Source organism: Loktanella gaetbuli (assembly GCF_020531945.1).
Classification (GTDB): domain Bacteria; phylum Pseudomonadota; class Alphaproteobacteria; order Rhodobacterales; family Rhodobacteraceae; genus Loktanella; species Loktanella gaetbuli.
Window position 1 is genome coordinate 1 of sequence record NZ_JAJATZ010000005.1, and the last position, 13,703, is coordinate 13,703.

General features: G+C 62.1%; 12 protein-coding genes and 1 tRNA gene. 5 read left to right on the top strand and 8 right to left on the bottom strand.

Features of this window, described 5'->3' with window-relative positions:
• Positions 1-51: 51 nt before the first annotated feature.
• From LGQ03_RS11235 to LGQ03_RS11250, 4 genes are all read right to left on the bottom strand, one after another.
• Positions 52-744: a hypothetical protein gene (locus tag LGQ03_RS11235; protein ID WP_226748479.1), complete on the bottom strand. Its 693-nt coding sequence runs from the start codon at positions 742-744 to the stop codon at positions 52-54.
• Positions 745-844: 100 nt separating this feature from the next.
• A tRNA-Leu gene (locus tag LGQ03_RS11240) sits at positions 845-930 on the bottom strand.
• Positions 931-970: 40 nt separating this feature from the next.
• Entirely contained in the window at positions 971-1,519 is a 549-nt protein-coding gene (locus LGQ03_RS11245) for a tetratricopeptide repeat protein (RefSeq protein WP_226748480.1), read from the bottom strand.
• Positions 1,520-1,566: 47 nt separating this feature from the next.
• Positions 1,567-2,052, bottom strand: a complete 486-nt coding sequence (locus LGQ03_RS11250; RefSeq protein ID WP_090160026.1) for an Lrp/AsnC family transcriptional regulator — start codon at positions 2,050-2,052, stop codon at positions 1,567-1,569.
• Between the two features lie 107 nt (positions 2,053-2,159).
• Here LGQ03_RS11250 and putA point away from each other — a divergent pair, with 107 nt between their 5' ends.
• The 3 genes from putA to LGQ03_RS11265 all read left to right on the top strand — a co-directional run bounded on the left by putA (position 2,160) and on the right by LGQ03_RS11265 (position 6,871).
• Positions 2,160-5,618, top strand: a complete 3,459-nt coding sequence (gene putA / locus LGQ03_RS11255; RefSeq protein ID WP_226748481.1) for a bifunctional proline dehydrogenase/L-glutamate gamma-semialdehyde dehydrogenase PutA — start codon at positions 2,160-2,162, stop codon at positions 5,616-5,618.
• A gap of 57 nt (positions 5,619-5,675) precedes the next feature.
• Positions 5,676-6,407 (top strand): rhomboid family intramembrane serine protease, encoded by a 732-nt coding sequence (locus LGQ03_RS11260; RefSeq protein ID WP_226748482.1) that lies wholly within the window; start codon positions 5,676-5,678, stop codon positions 6,405-6,407.
• 209 nt (positions 6,408-6,616) lie between these two features.
• Complete coding sequence (locus LGQ03_RS11265) at positions 6,617-6,871, top strand: hypothetical protein (protein ID WP_226748483.1); 255 nt, start codon at positions 6,617-6,619, stop codon at positions 6,869-6,871.
• 287 nt (positions 6,872-7,158) lie between these two features.
• Here the strand turns inward: LGQ03_RS11265 and LGQ03_RS11270 are convergent, their stop codons facing one another.
• Both LGQ03_RS11270 and LGQ03_RS11275 read right to left on the bottom strand, forming a co-directional pair.
• The gene (locus tag LGQ03_RS11270) at positions 7,159-7,947 is read right to left on the bottom strand and encodes an inositol monophosphatase family protein (protein WP_090159947.1); all 789 of its coding nucleotides are present in this window, start codon (positions 7,945-7,947) and stop codon (positions 7,159-7,161) included.
• 63 nt (positions 7,948-8,010) lie between these two features.
• The gene (locus tag LGQ03_RS11275) at positions 8,011-8,916 is read right to left on the bottom strand and encodes a LysR family transcriptional regulator (RefSeq protein ID WP_226748484.1); all 906 of its coding nucleotides are present in this window, start codon (positions 8,914-8,916) and stop codon (positions 8,011-8,013) included.
• Positions 8,917-9,013: 97 nt separating this feature from the next.
• Between LGQ03_RS11275 and metF the strand changes: the two genes are divergently transcribed.
• Together metF and LGQ03_RS11285 are read left to right on the top strand one after the other, a co-directional pair.
• A complete protein-coding gene (metF, locus tag LGQ03_RS11280; protein WP_226748485.1) occupies positions 9,014-9,880 on the top strand; it encodes a methylenetetrahydrofolate reductase [NAD(P)H] in 867 nt (288 codons plus the stop codon).
• A gap of 39 nt (positions 9,881-9,919) precedes the next feature.
• A complete protein-coding gene (locus tag LGQ03_RS11285; RefSeq protein WP_226748486.1) occupies positions 9,920-10,396 on the top strand; it encodes a PaaI family thioesterase in 477 nt (158 codons plus the stop codon).
• Here LGQ03_RS11285 and LGQ03_RS11290 read toward each other — a convergent pair.
• Together LGQ03_RS11290 and LGQ03_RS11295 are read right to left on the bottom strand one after the other, a co-directional pair.
• On the bottom strand, positions 10,380-11,396 hold the full coding sequence (locus tag LGQ03_RS11290; protein WP_226748487.1) for a DUF2235 domain-containing protein: 1,017 nt from the start codon (positions 11,394-11,396) through the stop codon (positions 10,380-10,382). The genes LGQ03_RS11285 and LGQ03_RS11290 overlap by 17 nt on opposite strands.
• The gene (locus LGQ03_RS11295) at positions 11,383-13,683 is read right to left on the bottom strand and encodes a xanthine dehydrogenase family protein molybdopterin-binding subunit (RefSeq protein WP_226748488.1); all 2,301 of its coding nucleotides are present in this window, start codon (positions 13,681-13,683) and stop codon (positions 11,383-11,385) included. The genes LGQ03_RS11290 and LGQ03_RS11295 overlap by 14 nt, the downstream gene beginning before the upstream one ends.
• Positions 13,684-13,703 lie beyond the last annotated feature (20 nt).

Genomic DNA, 13,703 nt, shown 5'->3' on the forward strand with positions numbered 1-13,703 from the left:
CTCCTTGGTTCCAAAATTACCAAGCAAAGCGTCTACAAATCTAGGGGCACCTCAGAACGCGACGACGGCCTTGATATTGTTCATCTGACGCTTGGCCGATGAGGGCTTCATACGAGCTAGCAGGCTATCCCTAAGGGCCTTCGCGTCCTGCCTCGTAATCTTGGTCAAAGGAAGGTCAGCACCCCAGACAGCCAAGGCTTCCCGTTCGATGCGACCAAAGTTAGTGACCTGTTGGTCCCGTTTATAGGGGTCAGGATTGACGTTTTCTTTGAGGTAAATCTTGAATGCGTCCGTGATCGTCGGTTCAGCCTTCACAGCCTCAATGCCATTCCTGAGAGCGACCACCAAGGCCCGGTCCCCTGCCGTCATGTCCTCAGGGTGGCCCGTATCGGGGTCTAGGTGATAGCTGAAGATGATCTCATCGGCCTTGGCGTCACGCGATGTCCGCTCATCCTCGGTCCGACCATCGCTGAATTGGTCCAGCCCGTGAGCCTGAAAGAAGGTCTTCACGTCCTCCAGCAGTTCCATGGGTGACTTGATGTCGCCACTGATCTTGCCCATGGCGATCTGACGCTCAACAAAGTGGTGATAGGGTCCGTAGGCGTTGATAGCCTCACGCTCCGTCTTGCCCAGCACCTTAATGAACTCTGTGATGCCCAAGGTCGCCTGAAGGGGCTGAGGCACACGGCGACGGTACCTATAACGACCGTTGGCGTCGATCTTGACGTGCTTCAACATCAACATGGCCTTCATCCCGAAACCCCAATGTGGACCTATATGTGGACCTAAGGGAGACTACGGTATCCTTTTAGCGTTGTAAATAAGGGCTTCTGTCACTTAAAAGTGGTGCCCCCGGCCGGACTCGAACCGGCACGACCAAAAGGTCAGGAGATTTTAAGTCTCCGGTGTCTACCATTCCACCACGGGGGCACGCGGCGTTGGTAATCCGGCACGCCCGCGCGGACAAGCGTCAGATGTCGGTGCCGGGCGGTTCATCCAGCAACCGGCGTTCCTGCAACCAGGGATTCATCGCAACGGCCGCCCGCAACGTGGCCTGACCTTCTGCGTCACGCCCCAAACCGAACAGCGTTAGCGCCTTGCCGGACAGGGCTGCGACGTGGTTGGGCAAAAGGTCCAGCGCGCGGTCCAGATCCACCAGCGACGCCGCGAAATCGCGTTGCAGGAAATATGACAATGCCCGCTGATTATAACCCTCTGCATAGGCGGGGCAGTAGTTGACCAGATCGTCGAAAAAACCGATCGCCCCCGCGAAATCGCCCAGATCACGCCGGGTCATTCCCGCATCCAGCAGCGCCTGTGCGTGACTGTCAGGCGCATCCAGCCAATAGGACCACAGCGCAGACGCGGAACGCTGCGCCTCTGCCGCTGACTGCGCCCGCTGCATATGTGAAATGGCCTGCGCCATTTCCGCTGCGTGATCGGGCACCGCAGGACATGCATCCTGCGCCACGGCAGGCCCGGCGGACAACACCAGACAAAGACAAAGGGTTCTGATCATGCCGACAGTCTTGGGCGGATGAACGCACCCGTCAAGTCACGCAACCGTCAGCTTGATGGCGGCACGGGCGACACACCCTCTTCCTTGACAGCCTGCATCGCAACATAGGTCGACGTGCCCGACACGTTCGGCAGGGTCGAGATAAAGGACGCCAGTACCGCACGGTAATCGGTCATGCCCTGCGTCCGCACCTTCAGCAGGTAATCGTATGATCCGGCAATCATGTGACATTGTTCGATCTGGGGGATCGCCAGCACGGCGTCGTTGAACGCCCGCAAGGCCGCCTCGCGCGTGTCGGACAACTTGACCTCGACAAAGGATACGTGGTCTCGTCCCAGTGCGATCGGGTCAAACAGGGCCCGGTAGCCCCGAATGACGCCATCCGACTCCAGTTTGCGCAGGCGCGCCTGGGTAGGGGATTTGGACAGGCCGATACGCTCGGCGAGTGCGGTGACACTGATGCGCCCGTCGACCGCCAGCACGTCAAGAATCTTTGCGTCGAATCGGTCCAGGTCACCAGTCGAATTCGGCATAAATTCCCCTAAAATGCGGGCCATCTGACCCCGCAACGATATGATAGAGGTCAGATAGACTAGCGGCAAGTTGATACAGTGGTCCGTATTCAAAATCGGAGAGTGCTATGCCCCGTGATATTCACAATACCCTGCGCGAACAAATCGAGGCTGGCATCTACGCCGACGAACGTGCGGTGGTGGCTGACCTTGTCAGTCAATCGGAACTGACCGACGCGGACCGCGCCCGGATCGTCCGGAATGGCGCCGATCTGGTGCGCCAGATTCGAAACAGCTCTGAACCCGGCCTGATGGAAGTGTTCCTGGCCGAATACGGTCTGTCCACCGACGAGGGCATCGCCCTGATGTGTCTGGCCGAGGCACTGCTGCGCGTGCCCGACAGCATCACGATCGACGCCCTGATCGAGGACAAGATCGCGCCATCCGACTGGGGCAAGCATCTGGGCCATTCCGCATCCAGCCTGGTGAACGCATCGACCTGGGCACTGATGCTGACGGGCCGCGTGCTGGACGACGAAAAGCCGGGCATCACCCGCCACCTGCGTGGTGCCGTCAAACGTCTGGGCGAACCCGTGATCCGGACGGCCGTGGGCCGCGCGATGCGCGAGATGGGCCGCCAGTTCGTGCTGGGCGAAACGATCGAAAAGGCGATGAAACGCGCCGACGGCATGCAGGAAAAGGGATTCACCTATTCCTATGACATGCTGGGCGAGGCCGCACGCACAGACAAGGACGCGCGTGCCTATCAACTGTCCTATTCGCGTGCAATTTCCGCCATTGCAAAACATTGCACGCACGATTCCGTTGCTGAAAACCCCGGTATCTCGGTCAAGCTGTCCGCCCTGCACCCCCGCTACGAAGAGGCGCACCGCGACCGCGTGATGGCCGAACTGGTCCCCCGCGTGCGGTCCCTGGCCATTCTCGCCAAGGCGGCGGGCATGGGGTTCAATATCGACGCCGAAGAGGCCGACCGCCTGTCGCTGTCTCTGGATGTGATCGAAGAGGTTCTGTCAGAACCGTCGCTGGACGGCTGGGACGGGTTCGGCGTCGTGGTGCAGGCCTACGGTCTGCGCGCCGGCATGGTGCTGGATTACCTACACGCGATGGCCGAACGCCTGAACCGCAAGATCATGGTGCGTCTGGTCAAGGGGGCCTATTGGGACGCCGAAATCAAACGCGCCCAGGTCATGGGCATCGACGGTTTCCCGGTGTTCACCGCGAAATCGCACACTGATGTCAGCTACATGGTCAACGCGCGCAAACTGCTGGGCATGACCGACCGCATCTATCCGCAGTTCGCCACCCACAACGCGCATACCGTTGCCGCGATCCTCGACATCGCGGATACGATGGGCCGCGGCACCGATGATTTCGAATTTCAGCGCCTGCACGGTATGGGCGAAACGCTGCATACCATCGTGCTCAAGGATCGCGGCACCCGTTGCCGCATCTACGCACCCGTCGGCGCACACGAGGATCTGCTGGCCTATCTGGTCCGGCGTCTGTTGGAAAACGGAGCCAACAGTTCGTTCGTGAACCAGATCGTGGACGAGGACGTCCCACCAGAGGTTGTCGCCGCCGACCCGTTCGACAACATCAACAAGGTGCCTGACCTGCACGCTGGTCCCGACCTGTTTCAGCCAGAACGCCTGAATTCCAAGGGGTTCGACCTGACGCATATCCCGACGCTGCAGCAGATCGCCGCCGCACGCGATACCTATCGCACGGCCGTCTGGACGGTCGAGCCGATCATCGCTGGCGAAACCGATACCACCCGCGAGGTCATCGAACGCTATAACCCCGCGATCTCGGGCGATCTTGTGGGGCAGATTGCCCACGCGACCCCGGATGATGTTGCCGTGGCCCTGGATGCGGCCACCACTTGGGATGTTCCGGTGCAGGAACGCGCGCGGGTCCTCAACGACGTGGCCGACGCGTTCGAGGACAACTACGGCGTGCTGTTTGCCGCATTGACCCGCGAGGCGGGCAAGGCCCTGCCCGATTGCGTGGCTGAACTGCGCGAAGCGGTCGATTTCCTGCGCTACTACGCCGCGCAATCACTGGACCAGACGGAGGCCACCCCGCGCGGGATCTGGACCTGCATCAGCCCGTGGAATTTCCCGCTGGCGATTTTCACGGGCCAGATTGCGGCGGCCCTTGCGGCCGGCAACGCCGTGCTGGCCAAACCTGCGGAACAGACGCCGGTTGTCGCAAAACTGGCGGTCGACCTGATGCACAAGGCCGGTGTGCCTGCCACTGCCGTGCAGCTGCTGCCGGGCGGTGGCGATGTCGGTGCCGCCGTGACATCCGATCGCAGGATCAAGGGTGTGGCCTTTACCGGGTCGACAGCCACCGCGCGCAAGATTGCGTCCGCCATGGCCGAACACTGCCTGCCCGGCACACCGCTGATCGCGGAAACCGGCGGTCTGAACGCGATGATCACCGACAGCACCGCCCTGCCGGAACACGCCGTGCGTGACATCATCAACGGCGCTTTCCGGTCAGCCGGACAGCGCTGTTCCGCGCTGCGCTGCCTTTATGTCCAAGAGGATGTCGCGGACAAGTTGATCGACATGCTCAAGGGCGCGATGAACGCATTGACGCTGGGCGATCCCTGGTCGCTGTCAAACGACATCGGCCCGGTGATCGACTCCGCCGCCAAGGCCAATATCGACGACCATATCGCCAAGGCCGCAGCAGAGGGCCGCGTGATTCACCAGTTGCCGATCCCGGCACAGGGTCATTTCGTGGCCCCGACCATCATCGCGCTGGACAGTATCGCCGATCTGGAACGCGAGGTTTTTGGCCCCGTCCTGCATGTGGTCCGGTTCAACGCACGCGATCTGTCCAAGGTTGTCGATGCGGTGAATGCCACGGGCTACGGCCTGACATTCGGCCTGCACACGCGGATCGACGACCGTGTCGAGATGATCGTGAACAACGTCCACTGCGGCAACATCTACGTGAACCGCGACCAGATCGGCGCCATCGTCGGGTCTCAGCCTTTTGGTGGTGAGGGCCTGTCCGGCACCGGCCCCAAGGCAGGCGGCCCACTGTATCTGCCGCGTTTCAGCACCGCTGCGCCGGGTGCAGCACTGGGCGGTGGCTGGACGACAGAGGACAACGCCAAACGGCTGGAAAAGGCGTTGGCGGATGCACCCAAGGGTGCGTCGTCCGAACCGCGCGACATGCCCGGACCGACCGGCGAATCGAACCGCTGGTCAACGCACCCGCGCGGCCCGGTGCTGTGCATGGGGCCGGGACAGGACATGGCGGACGCCCAGGCCGAGGCGGTGCGTGCCCTCGGTGGTCAACCGGTCACCGCACGCGGCGAAATCTCGCCCGAGACCCTGACGCTGCTGTCCGATCTGGCCTGCGTGCTGTGGTGGGGGGACGAAGATCGCGCCCGCGCCTATGCCAAGGCGTTGACGCAGCGCGACGGCCCGATCACGGCGCTGGTCACGACGATGCCGGACAAGGCGCATGTGACCCATGAACGCCACGTCTGCATCGACACGACAGCCGCGGGCGGCAACGCCGCCCTTCTGGCCGAAGTCGCAGGCTGAACAGCAAATCCGCCGCCCCGCCCTTGACGCGGGGCGGCGGACCGTCACCTTGGGTCTATGTTTCCGATCCGTGACCACAATCCGTCAACGCGCACGCCGTTCGTGACCTACGCCCTGCTGGCCGCGAATATCGCGATCTGGCTCTGGACGGTTATGGCAGCACAGACCGATGCCGCACTTGGGCAGCTCTATTACGATTACGCCCTGATCCCCGCCCGCGTCACCGGGTTCGAGGGTTGGGGCGGTTTCATCACATCCATGTTCCTGCACGGCGGCATCATGCATCTGGGCGGCAACATGCTGTTTCTTTTCATCTTCGGCGACAACCTCGAGGACAGGATGGGTCATGTCCCCTTTGCGCTGTTCTACCTGGCCTGCGGAATCGCGGCAGGCCTGGCGCAGGTCGCGTCCGAGCCGTTTTCCCCGATCCCTACAATCGGCGCATCAGGCGCGATCGCAGGCGTGATGGGCGGCTACCTCCTGCTGTTCCCCAAGGCGCGGGTGGACGTGTTTTTCTTTTTCATCGTGTTTTTCAAGATCATCCCGATCCCCGCATGGATCACGCTGGCAGTGTGGTTCGTCATGCAGGTCTGGGGCGGTTTCAGCCCCAACGACGGCGTCGCCTACTGGGCGCACAACGGCGGGTTCGTGGCAGGTCTGCTCCTGGTGATCCCCTTGTGGCTCCGGCTGGGTGGCCCCGGATTCTGGCGGGCCACAGACGGTCACCCCGATCACCCGCCCGCGCAATACCGCGAATCCCGCATCCCCAAAGTGCCACGCAGGCGGTAACGTTGGGCGACGCGACCCCAAAGCCGTGAGGATCGCGCGAGCCTGTCGTCTCACGCCAGAGATCGCGATTGCTTTTGGACCTTGCAGCGAAGGTCGGGTTTGAGCCCATTTTGACGGATGCTGCATCGTCGACAAAGGTCTGTTATCAGGTGAGCTCGCGCCAATGAGGAGATTTTTGAATGTTTGGGTTCGGCCGACGATCAAAGGAAATGCCGTCACTCGATGACAACTTGAAATGGTGGGTCATCGAAAGTGAGCGGTTCAATCTGGAATCGAAAGCTTCGTTCAGGGTCTTTGATGCGGTGGTCGCACAAAGTGAAGAAATGGCAATTGAGCACTTACGAATCTCTGACGAGAAATTGGATAAATCTCTCATGAATTCCGCCATTCGGGCGGGAAAAATCGTGGATGAGTTTGATTGGGAACCCGTCAGCACACTTGTCCGACACTTGTCTGTTTTATAGGTTACCACCGAAACGGAGGTCGCCGAACGTGACGAAGTGCTTCTTGGTATGTTGAAAGAGCACGACTTCTTTATGGACGAGTTCAAGGAAGACCCACAGATGGCCGTTGGTGGTGGAATCTACGACTGGCCTAAAGCCTAAGCAGACCTTCGCGCAACTGCAGCGAATTCGCGCTTTGTCCCACACACCGGACCTTCACCGCCTTCTAGCGAAAAGACTGCTGAGATCAGGTCGCACACACACCTGAGCGGACTGCGGCGGCGGGATGACCGGATGGCGCGCTGTCGTCAGGCCTTGCGGACGACTTTGGCGAAATTGTCAAAGATATCGCTGTTCGACACGATCATGGCACCCGTTTCCAGCGGATCGGCGTCGGGGGTGATCGCCTCGACGATGGCACCTGCCTCTTTGCAGATCAGCACGCCTGCGGCGACGTCCCAGATATTCAGGCGGCGTTCCCAGAACCCGTCATAACGACCGGCGGCAACATAGGCCAAATCCAGTGAGGCGGCACCGAACCGGCGCACACCGGCGCAGGCGGGCAGCAACCTTGCCAGGTCTTGCAGTGTTTCGGGCAGATCGGTGCGTCCGGCCCAAGGCAGGCCAGTGGCAAACAGACCGTCCGACAGGCGATGACGCCCCGACACGCGGATGCGCGATTCGTTCACGAATGCGCCGAAACCTTTTTCGGCGTAGAACATCTCGTCCTTGACCGGGTCATAGATCACGCCAGACACGATCTGCCCCTTGTGTTCCAGCGCGATGGAAACCGCCCAATGCGGCAGGCCGTGCAGAAAATTGGTGGTGCCGTCCAACGGGTCGACGATCCAGCGGCGTGTCGGGTCCTCGCCCTCTTTCTCGCCGCCCTCTTCGCCCAGAAAACCATAGGACGGACGCGCATGCATCAGATCATCGCGGATCGTCTGTTCGGCCTGACGGTCGGCGCGGGTGACGAAATCGCCGGGGCCTTTGGTCGACACCTGAAGCTGTTCGACCTCGCCAAAGTCCTTGAGCAGGGCGCGACCGGCCTTGCGGGCGGTTTTCATCATCACATTGAGGTTTGCGCTGCCAGCCATGGGGACTCTCCGATTTACGTCAAGCGGGGCGTATAGGCCCGCAGGCGTCTGCGCACAAGCACATCAGGCGCGTTGCAGTTTGACCGCCTCCTGGCGCGCCAGCCGGACAACATGCGACATGAACGGCAGCCCGTCGTCCGCCGTGCGCGTCGCCGCATACAGCCGTTTCGTGACACCGTCCGCCGTCAGGGGCCGCGTGATATAGTCGGCGTTGTAGCGCACCTGCCGCACGACCCAGTCAGGCAGAACCGCAACCCCCCGGTTGGACGCCACCAGCAGCAGGATCATCGCGGTCAGTTCCACCTGACGCACCGCCAGCGGTTCGACCTTGGCCGGGGTCAACAAGGCGTTAAAGACATCCAGCCGGTGCCGGTCCACAGGATAGGTGATTAGGGTCTGATCCACGAAATCCGCCGCCTCGACATAGGGTTTTTGGGCCAAGGGATGCCCGGCAGGGGCCACGAAGATGGGTTCATAGTCGAAAATCGGGGTAAATCCGACACCAGGCAAATCCTCGGGGTCGGACGACACGACCAGATCCACCTCTTCGCGGATCAGCGCAGGCAGCGCTTCAAACGCCAGTCCGGGGCGGATATCGACATCGACCTCTGGCCAGGCCTTGCGGAACTGATCGAGCACCGGCATCAGCCATTCGAAACAGGCGTGACACTCGATCGCGATATGCAGTCGCCCTGCCTTGCCCGCGACAAGGCCGTCGAATTCGGCCTCCAGTGCCGCGACCTGCGGCAGGATGCGTTCGGCAGCGGCCAGCAGTTTCATGCCCGCAGCCGACAGGCGCAGCGGTTTGGTGCGCCGCACGAACAATTCGACCCCGGCCTGATCCTCGATCCCCTTGATCTGATGGCTCAGCGCGCTTTGCGTGATGCCCAGCATATCCGCCGCACGGCCCAACCCGCCGGTATCATGGATCGCCTTGATCGTGCGCAGGTGACGGAACTCGATGTGCATTTCGCGGTTTGCCTCATGATCATCGTGAAAGTTATGAATTTGCTTCATATGCGGCGCGGTGGCATCTAGGCAAGAACTCAGATCAGGATGAACCATCATGACCCGCCCCGCCATCAGCTTTGAATTCTTTCCGCCCAAGAACATCGCGGGTTCGTTTCGCCTGTGGGATTGCGTCAATGCGCTGTCGCCACTGGCCCCCGAATTCGTGTCGGTCACCTATGGTGCCGGCGGCACCACCCGCCAGCTGACACATGAGGCCGTCACCGCGATCGACAAAACCACCGGTCTCAAGGTTGCGGCCCACCTGACCTGTGTGGACGCCACCCGCGCGGAAACCTTGGCCATCGCCAATGAATATGCTGACGCGGGAATCACCGATCTGGTCGCCCTGCGCGGCGACGCGCCCAAGGGCAGCGACGGTTTCAAACCCCACCCCGAAGGATTCGCAAGCTCGATCGAATTGATCGAGGCGCTGGCCGATACCGGGAAATTCACGCTGCGTGTCGGTGCCTATCCCGAAAAACACCCCGAGGCCCGCAGCCAGGCCGACGACATCGCGTTCCTGAAACGCAAGATCGACGCCGGTGCCTCTGCGGCCATCACGCAGTTCTTCTTCGAGGCAGACACATTCTTTCGTTTCCGCGATGCCTGTGTGGCCGCCGGTATCACCGCCCCGATCATTCCCGGCATCCTGCCCGTCGAAAACTGGAAGGGTGCGTCGAAATTTGCTGCCGCCACCGGCACAAGCATTCCGCCCGTGATCGCGCAGGCCTTTGAAAACGCGACCCGCGACGGAAGCGCCGATCTGCTTGCGACCGCATTGGCGACCGAGCTGTGTGACGAGCTGTTGCAAGGTGGCGTCGACCATCTGCATTTCTATACGCTGAACAAACCGCAGTTGACGCAGGACGTTTGCCGCGCGTTGGGAATTGCCCCTCAGGCACGCTTGCAAAACGTCGCCTGACCAGACCATCTTGGGCGGACCTCAGGACAGGACCGCCCCATGCCACTTGCCACTACTTTTGACGAACTGCCCAGCCGCGAGACGCTGTTGTCACTGACAGGGCTGGAATTCATGCAGTCCGTATTGGCAGGAGAACTGTCCGGTCCGCCGATTTCGGGCATCATGAACTACCACTTGCACAGCGTGGACCACGGGAGCGTCGTGTTCCACGGCACACCTGATTTCGCGCATACCAACCCGATGGGCGGCATCCACGGGGGCTGGTATGGCACACTGCTGGATTCCGCGATGGCCTGCGCGGTCATGACGACCGTGCCGCGCGGGTCGGTCTACACAACGTTGGAATACAAGATCAACATCACCCGCGCGATCCCGCCCGGCACCCCGATCATCGCCACAGGCCAGATCGACCATGCAGGCAGGTCAACCGGCGTGGCCACGGGCCGCATCACCGACGCGGATGGCAAGCTCTATGCCACGGGTTCAACAACCTGCCTGATCATGCAGATTGCCTGACCGTTTCATGCATCCGTTCCGACGGGTCGGTCAGCCTGCGACGCGGCACGCGCCACAAGAACAGCCTGGCCCAGCCGTGCCACTGACCGACTGACGGTGCGTCGGGGTCCGTGGGAAACCTGTCACGCCAACCATCGGGCAATGCCATGCCGGCCTGCGACAGCCGATCCAGCATCCAGACCAGCGGGATGTTCGACAGGGGGCGCACCTGTGACTTGCCATCCAGATGCCCGCCGACATCGGCATGGGTGCCGCGAAACCAGACCTGATCCACCCGGGCCGCATCATCAGCGTCCGTGTCCCACAGGACCGGCACATAGGCCCTGCGACGTTCATCCAGCGCCAGCGCGTGAAATCCCCGCCCGACGTGATCGCCCAGGTGATGATCGTGAAAATCTTGGTTGTTCTCGATGAAACGCCAGATGACCGGCAGGCCCAGCGCCCGGACCGTGTCCCAGACACCGACCGCCGCGACGGGTGTCGCATCATAACAGAACCGCGCACGGAACCGTGCCAGCACCTCGGGCGCGCTTTGCCGCTGATAGTGGCGAAAGGCCTGGCGGACCGCGCGTGTCGTTGCCTGCTGCCGGCGCAACAGGCCGACACGTCCGATCATGCCGGACAATGACCGCACCGCATAGGCACCCCGCGAATAGCCCATCAGCACGATTAGGTCGCCCGGCCGATACCGCGAGGCCAACACGCCATAGGCCCGCGCGATCTGGTCATCGATGCCATGCCCCGACACGACGGCCAGCGTGTCGCGCCAGCCGCGCCATTGGATACCTGCCTCGTAATAGACGGTCAGATTGGACTTCTGCCCGGCCTCGCGCAGCAATTTGTAGGTCAACCCGGCGTTGGTTTCATAACCCTGCGCCAGCGACGACATCGTGCCATCGAGGATGATTACATGGGTCGCCTGCCCCGGTTCGCGTGCCGCGTTGCTCTTGCGGCGCGGCAGAAACCGGAAAAGGCCGAACAGGCGTTTAAGCGGCGTCACGCGACCTAGCATCCCGGAGCCAAGCCCAGACGCGATGCGGAGTCAGCGGCATTTCCACGTGGCGCACGCCCGCGTCCCACATCGCATCAAGTGCTGCATTGGTGACAGCGGCCAGCGCACCGACCGTGCCCGCCTCGCCGCAGCCTTTCATACCCATCGGATTGTATAGCGACGGCGTGGGTCTGGTCGAGAACCCGATCATGGGCATTTCGGACGCGCGCGGCATGGCGTAGTCCATGAAACTTGCTGTCAGCAGCTGGCCGTCCGCGTCGAACACCGTGCGTTCCATCAAGGCCTGCCCCAGCCCCTGCGCGACGCCGCCATGAATCTGTCCCTCGACCAGCATCGGATTCATGAGGTTCCCGAAATCGTCGACCACCGTGTAACGGTCCACGTGGCTTTCGCCCGTTTCGGGATCAATCTCGATCTCGGCCACGTGGCAGCCGTTCGGGAAACTGCGGTTGTCCAGCGTGATCCGCTGGCTGTGGCGCAGCAGGTCGCCGCGGCCGTCAGCCCGCGCCATATCCGCGACCTCCAGCACAGTGGGCGACAGGTTGCTGCCCGGAATGCGAAAGCGTTCGTCGTCGAATGTGACGCCTGCGGCGTCGACACCTTCCTTGTCCGCCAGATAGGCGGCAAAGGCAGGGATCATCGCCTCGACCGTCGCCAGCGTCGCGGTGTTCTGGACCGTCACCGACCGTGATCCACCCGTGCCGCCGCCTTGCGGGATCAGATCGCTGTCGCCCTGCACCACAGCAATCCGGTCGGCAGGAATACCCGTATGGTCCGATAGGAACTGGGCAAAGACCGTTTCGTGCCCCTGCCCGTTTGACTGCGTTCCGACGTAAATATCGACCCGCCCGTCGTCGCGAAATTCCACCGCCGTGGTTTCCGACGGATCGCCGAGGATGCTTTCGATGTAATAGCAGATCCCCTGCCCGCGCAGCAGACCCTTGGCCGCACTCGCGGCCTTGCGCGCGGCAAAACCGGTGGTGTCTGCGCTGTTCTTGGCGGCAGCCAGCACGGCGGCAAAATCACCCACGTCGTAGGTCACGCCGCTGACGGTCGTATAGGGAAACTGATCGGGCCGGATGAAATTTGCGCGCCGCAGCTCCCACGGGTCGACGCCCAACTGGCGCGCCGCCTCGTCCATGGTGCGTTCGAGGACAAAGATCGCCTCGGGTCGACCGGCCCCGCGATAGGCGTCAACGGGCGTGGTGTTGGTATAGATGCCGCGCGTCCGCATGAAGGCGGTCTGCACGTCATAAGTGCCCATCAGCACCTTGGAAAACAAATCCGTCTGGATCGCCTGCGCGAACTGGCTGTTGTAGGCACCCATGTTGGCAACCGTATCCAGATGGTAGGCCACAATCCGGTTGTTCGCATCAAAGGCCAGCGTCGCCGTCGTCGTCAGGTCACGCCCCGCGTTGTCGGTCAGCATCGCCTCTGTGCGTTCAGACATCCAGCGCACCGGACGGCCCAGCACGCGGGCCGCATGCGCACAGGCCAGCGGTTCGGGATAGCGCATCCCCTTCATCCCGAAACCGCCGCCCGTGTCCGGATTGGTCACGCGGATCTGGTCGTCGTCCAGACCAAAGTGTTTCTTGAAATCAGCCTTTGGTCCCCAGACACCCTGTCCGTTGATGGCGACGTGCAACTTGCCATCTGTCCACTCCGCATAGGTGCCGCGTGGTTCCATCGCGTTGACGATCACACGGTTGTCCGGCACCGCGACCGTCACCACATGCGCCGCACCCGCAATCGCGGTGGCCACCGCATCGGCATCACCTAATCCATAGTCAAATGCGAGGTTTTCGGGCGCGCTGTCGTGCAAGGGTTCACCGCCCACCTCCAGCGTCATATGCGCGGGCCGTTCGTCGATATCGACGATTACCGCCTCTGCGGCGTCGCGGGCGTTGTTCAGCGTGTCGGCCAGCACGATGGCGATCGGTTCACCCACATGGCGCACGCGGTCCAGTGCCAGAATCGGGCGCGATGTATGCGCGCCCTTGGACCCGTCACGGTTTTTGACCTGCACGCCGGCCATGTCCATGACCACACCCGCAGCCTGCATGTCAGCCCCCGTGATGACGCCCGCAACACCCGGCATCGCCAGTGCATCCGACACGTCGATCCCGGTGATGGTCCCGTGCGCCACCTGTGCGCGCACAAAAACCGCCCGCAGCGCATCTGCGGGGGCAATATCGTCGACATAGCGTCCCTCGCCTGTCAGGAACCGCAGGTCCTCGACCCGTTTGACCGACTGGCTTTTGCCGAATTTTTCCACTGCGCCACCCCTCGTGTTTT

Excerpts from the sequence above, each read along its gene's own strand:
- LGQ03_RS11235 (WP_226748479.1), bottom strand. The coding sequence starts at position 744 with ATGTTGATGTTGAAGCACGTCAAGATCGACGCCAACGGTCGTTATAGG.
- LGQ03_RS11245 (WP_226748480.1), bottom strand. The coding sequence starts at position 1,519 with ATGATCAGAACCCTTTGTCTTTGTCTGGTGTTGTCCGCCGGGCCTGCC.
- LGQ03_RS11250 (WP_090160026.1), bottom strand. The coding sequence starts at position 2,052 with ATGCCGAATTCGACTGGTGACCTGGACCGATTCGACGCAAAGATTCTT.
- putA (WP_226748481.1), top strand. The coding sequence starts at position 2,160 with ATGCCCCGTGATATTCACAATACCCTGCGCGAACAAATCGAGGCTGGC.
- LGQ03_RS11260 (WP_226748482.1), top strand. The coding sequence starts at position 5,676 with ATGTTTCCGATCCGTGACCACAATCCGTCAACGCGCACGCCGTTCGTG.
- LGQ03_RS11265 (WP_226748483.1), top strand. The coding sequence starts at position 6,617 with ATGCCGTCACTCGATGACAACTTGAAATGGTGGGTCATCGAAAGTGAG.
- LGQ03_RS11270 (WP_090159947.1), bottom strand. The coding sequence starts at position 7,947 with ATGGCTGGCAGCGCAAACCTCAATGTGATGATGAAAACCGCCCGCAAG.
- LGQ03_RS11275 (WP_226748484.1), bottom strand. The coding sequence starts at position 8,916 with ATGCACATCGAGTTCCGTCACCTGCGCACGATCAAGGCGATCCATGAT.
- metF (WP_226748485.1), top strand. The coding sequence starts at position 9,014 with ATGACCCGCCCCGCCATCAGCTTTGAATTCTTTCCGCCCAAGAACATC.
- LGQ03_RS11285 (WP_226748486.1), top strand. The coding sequence starts at position 9,920 with ATGCCACTTGCCACTACTTTTGACGAACTGCCCAGCCGCGAGACGCTG.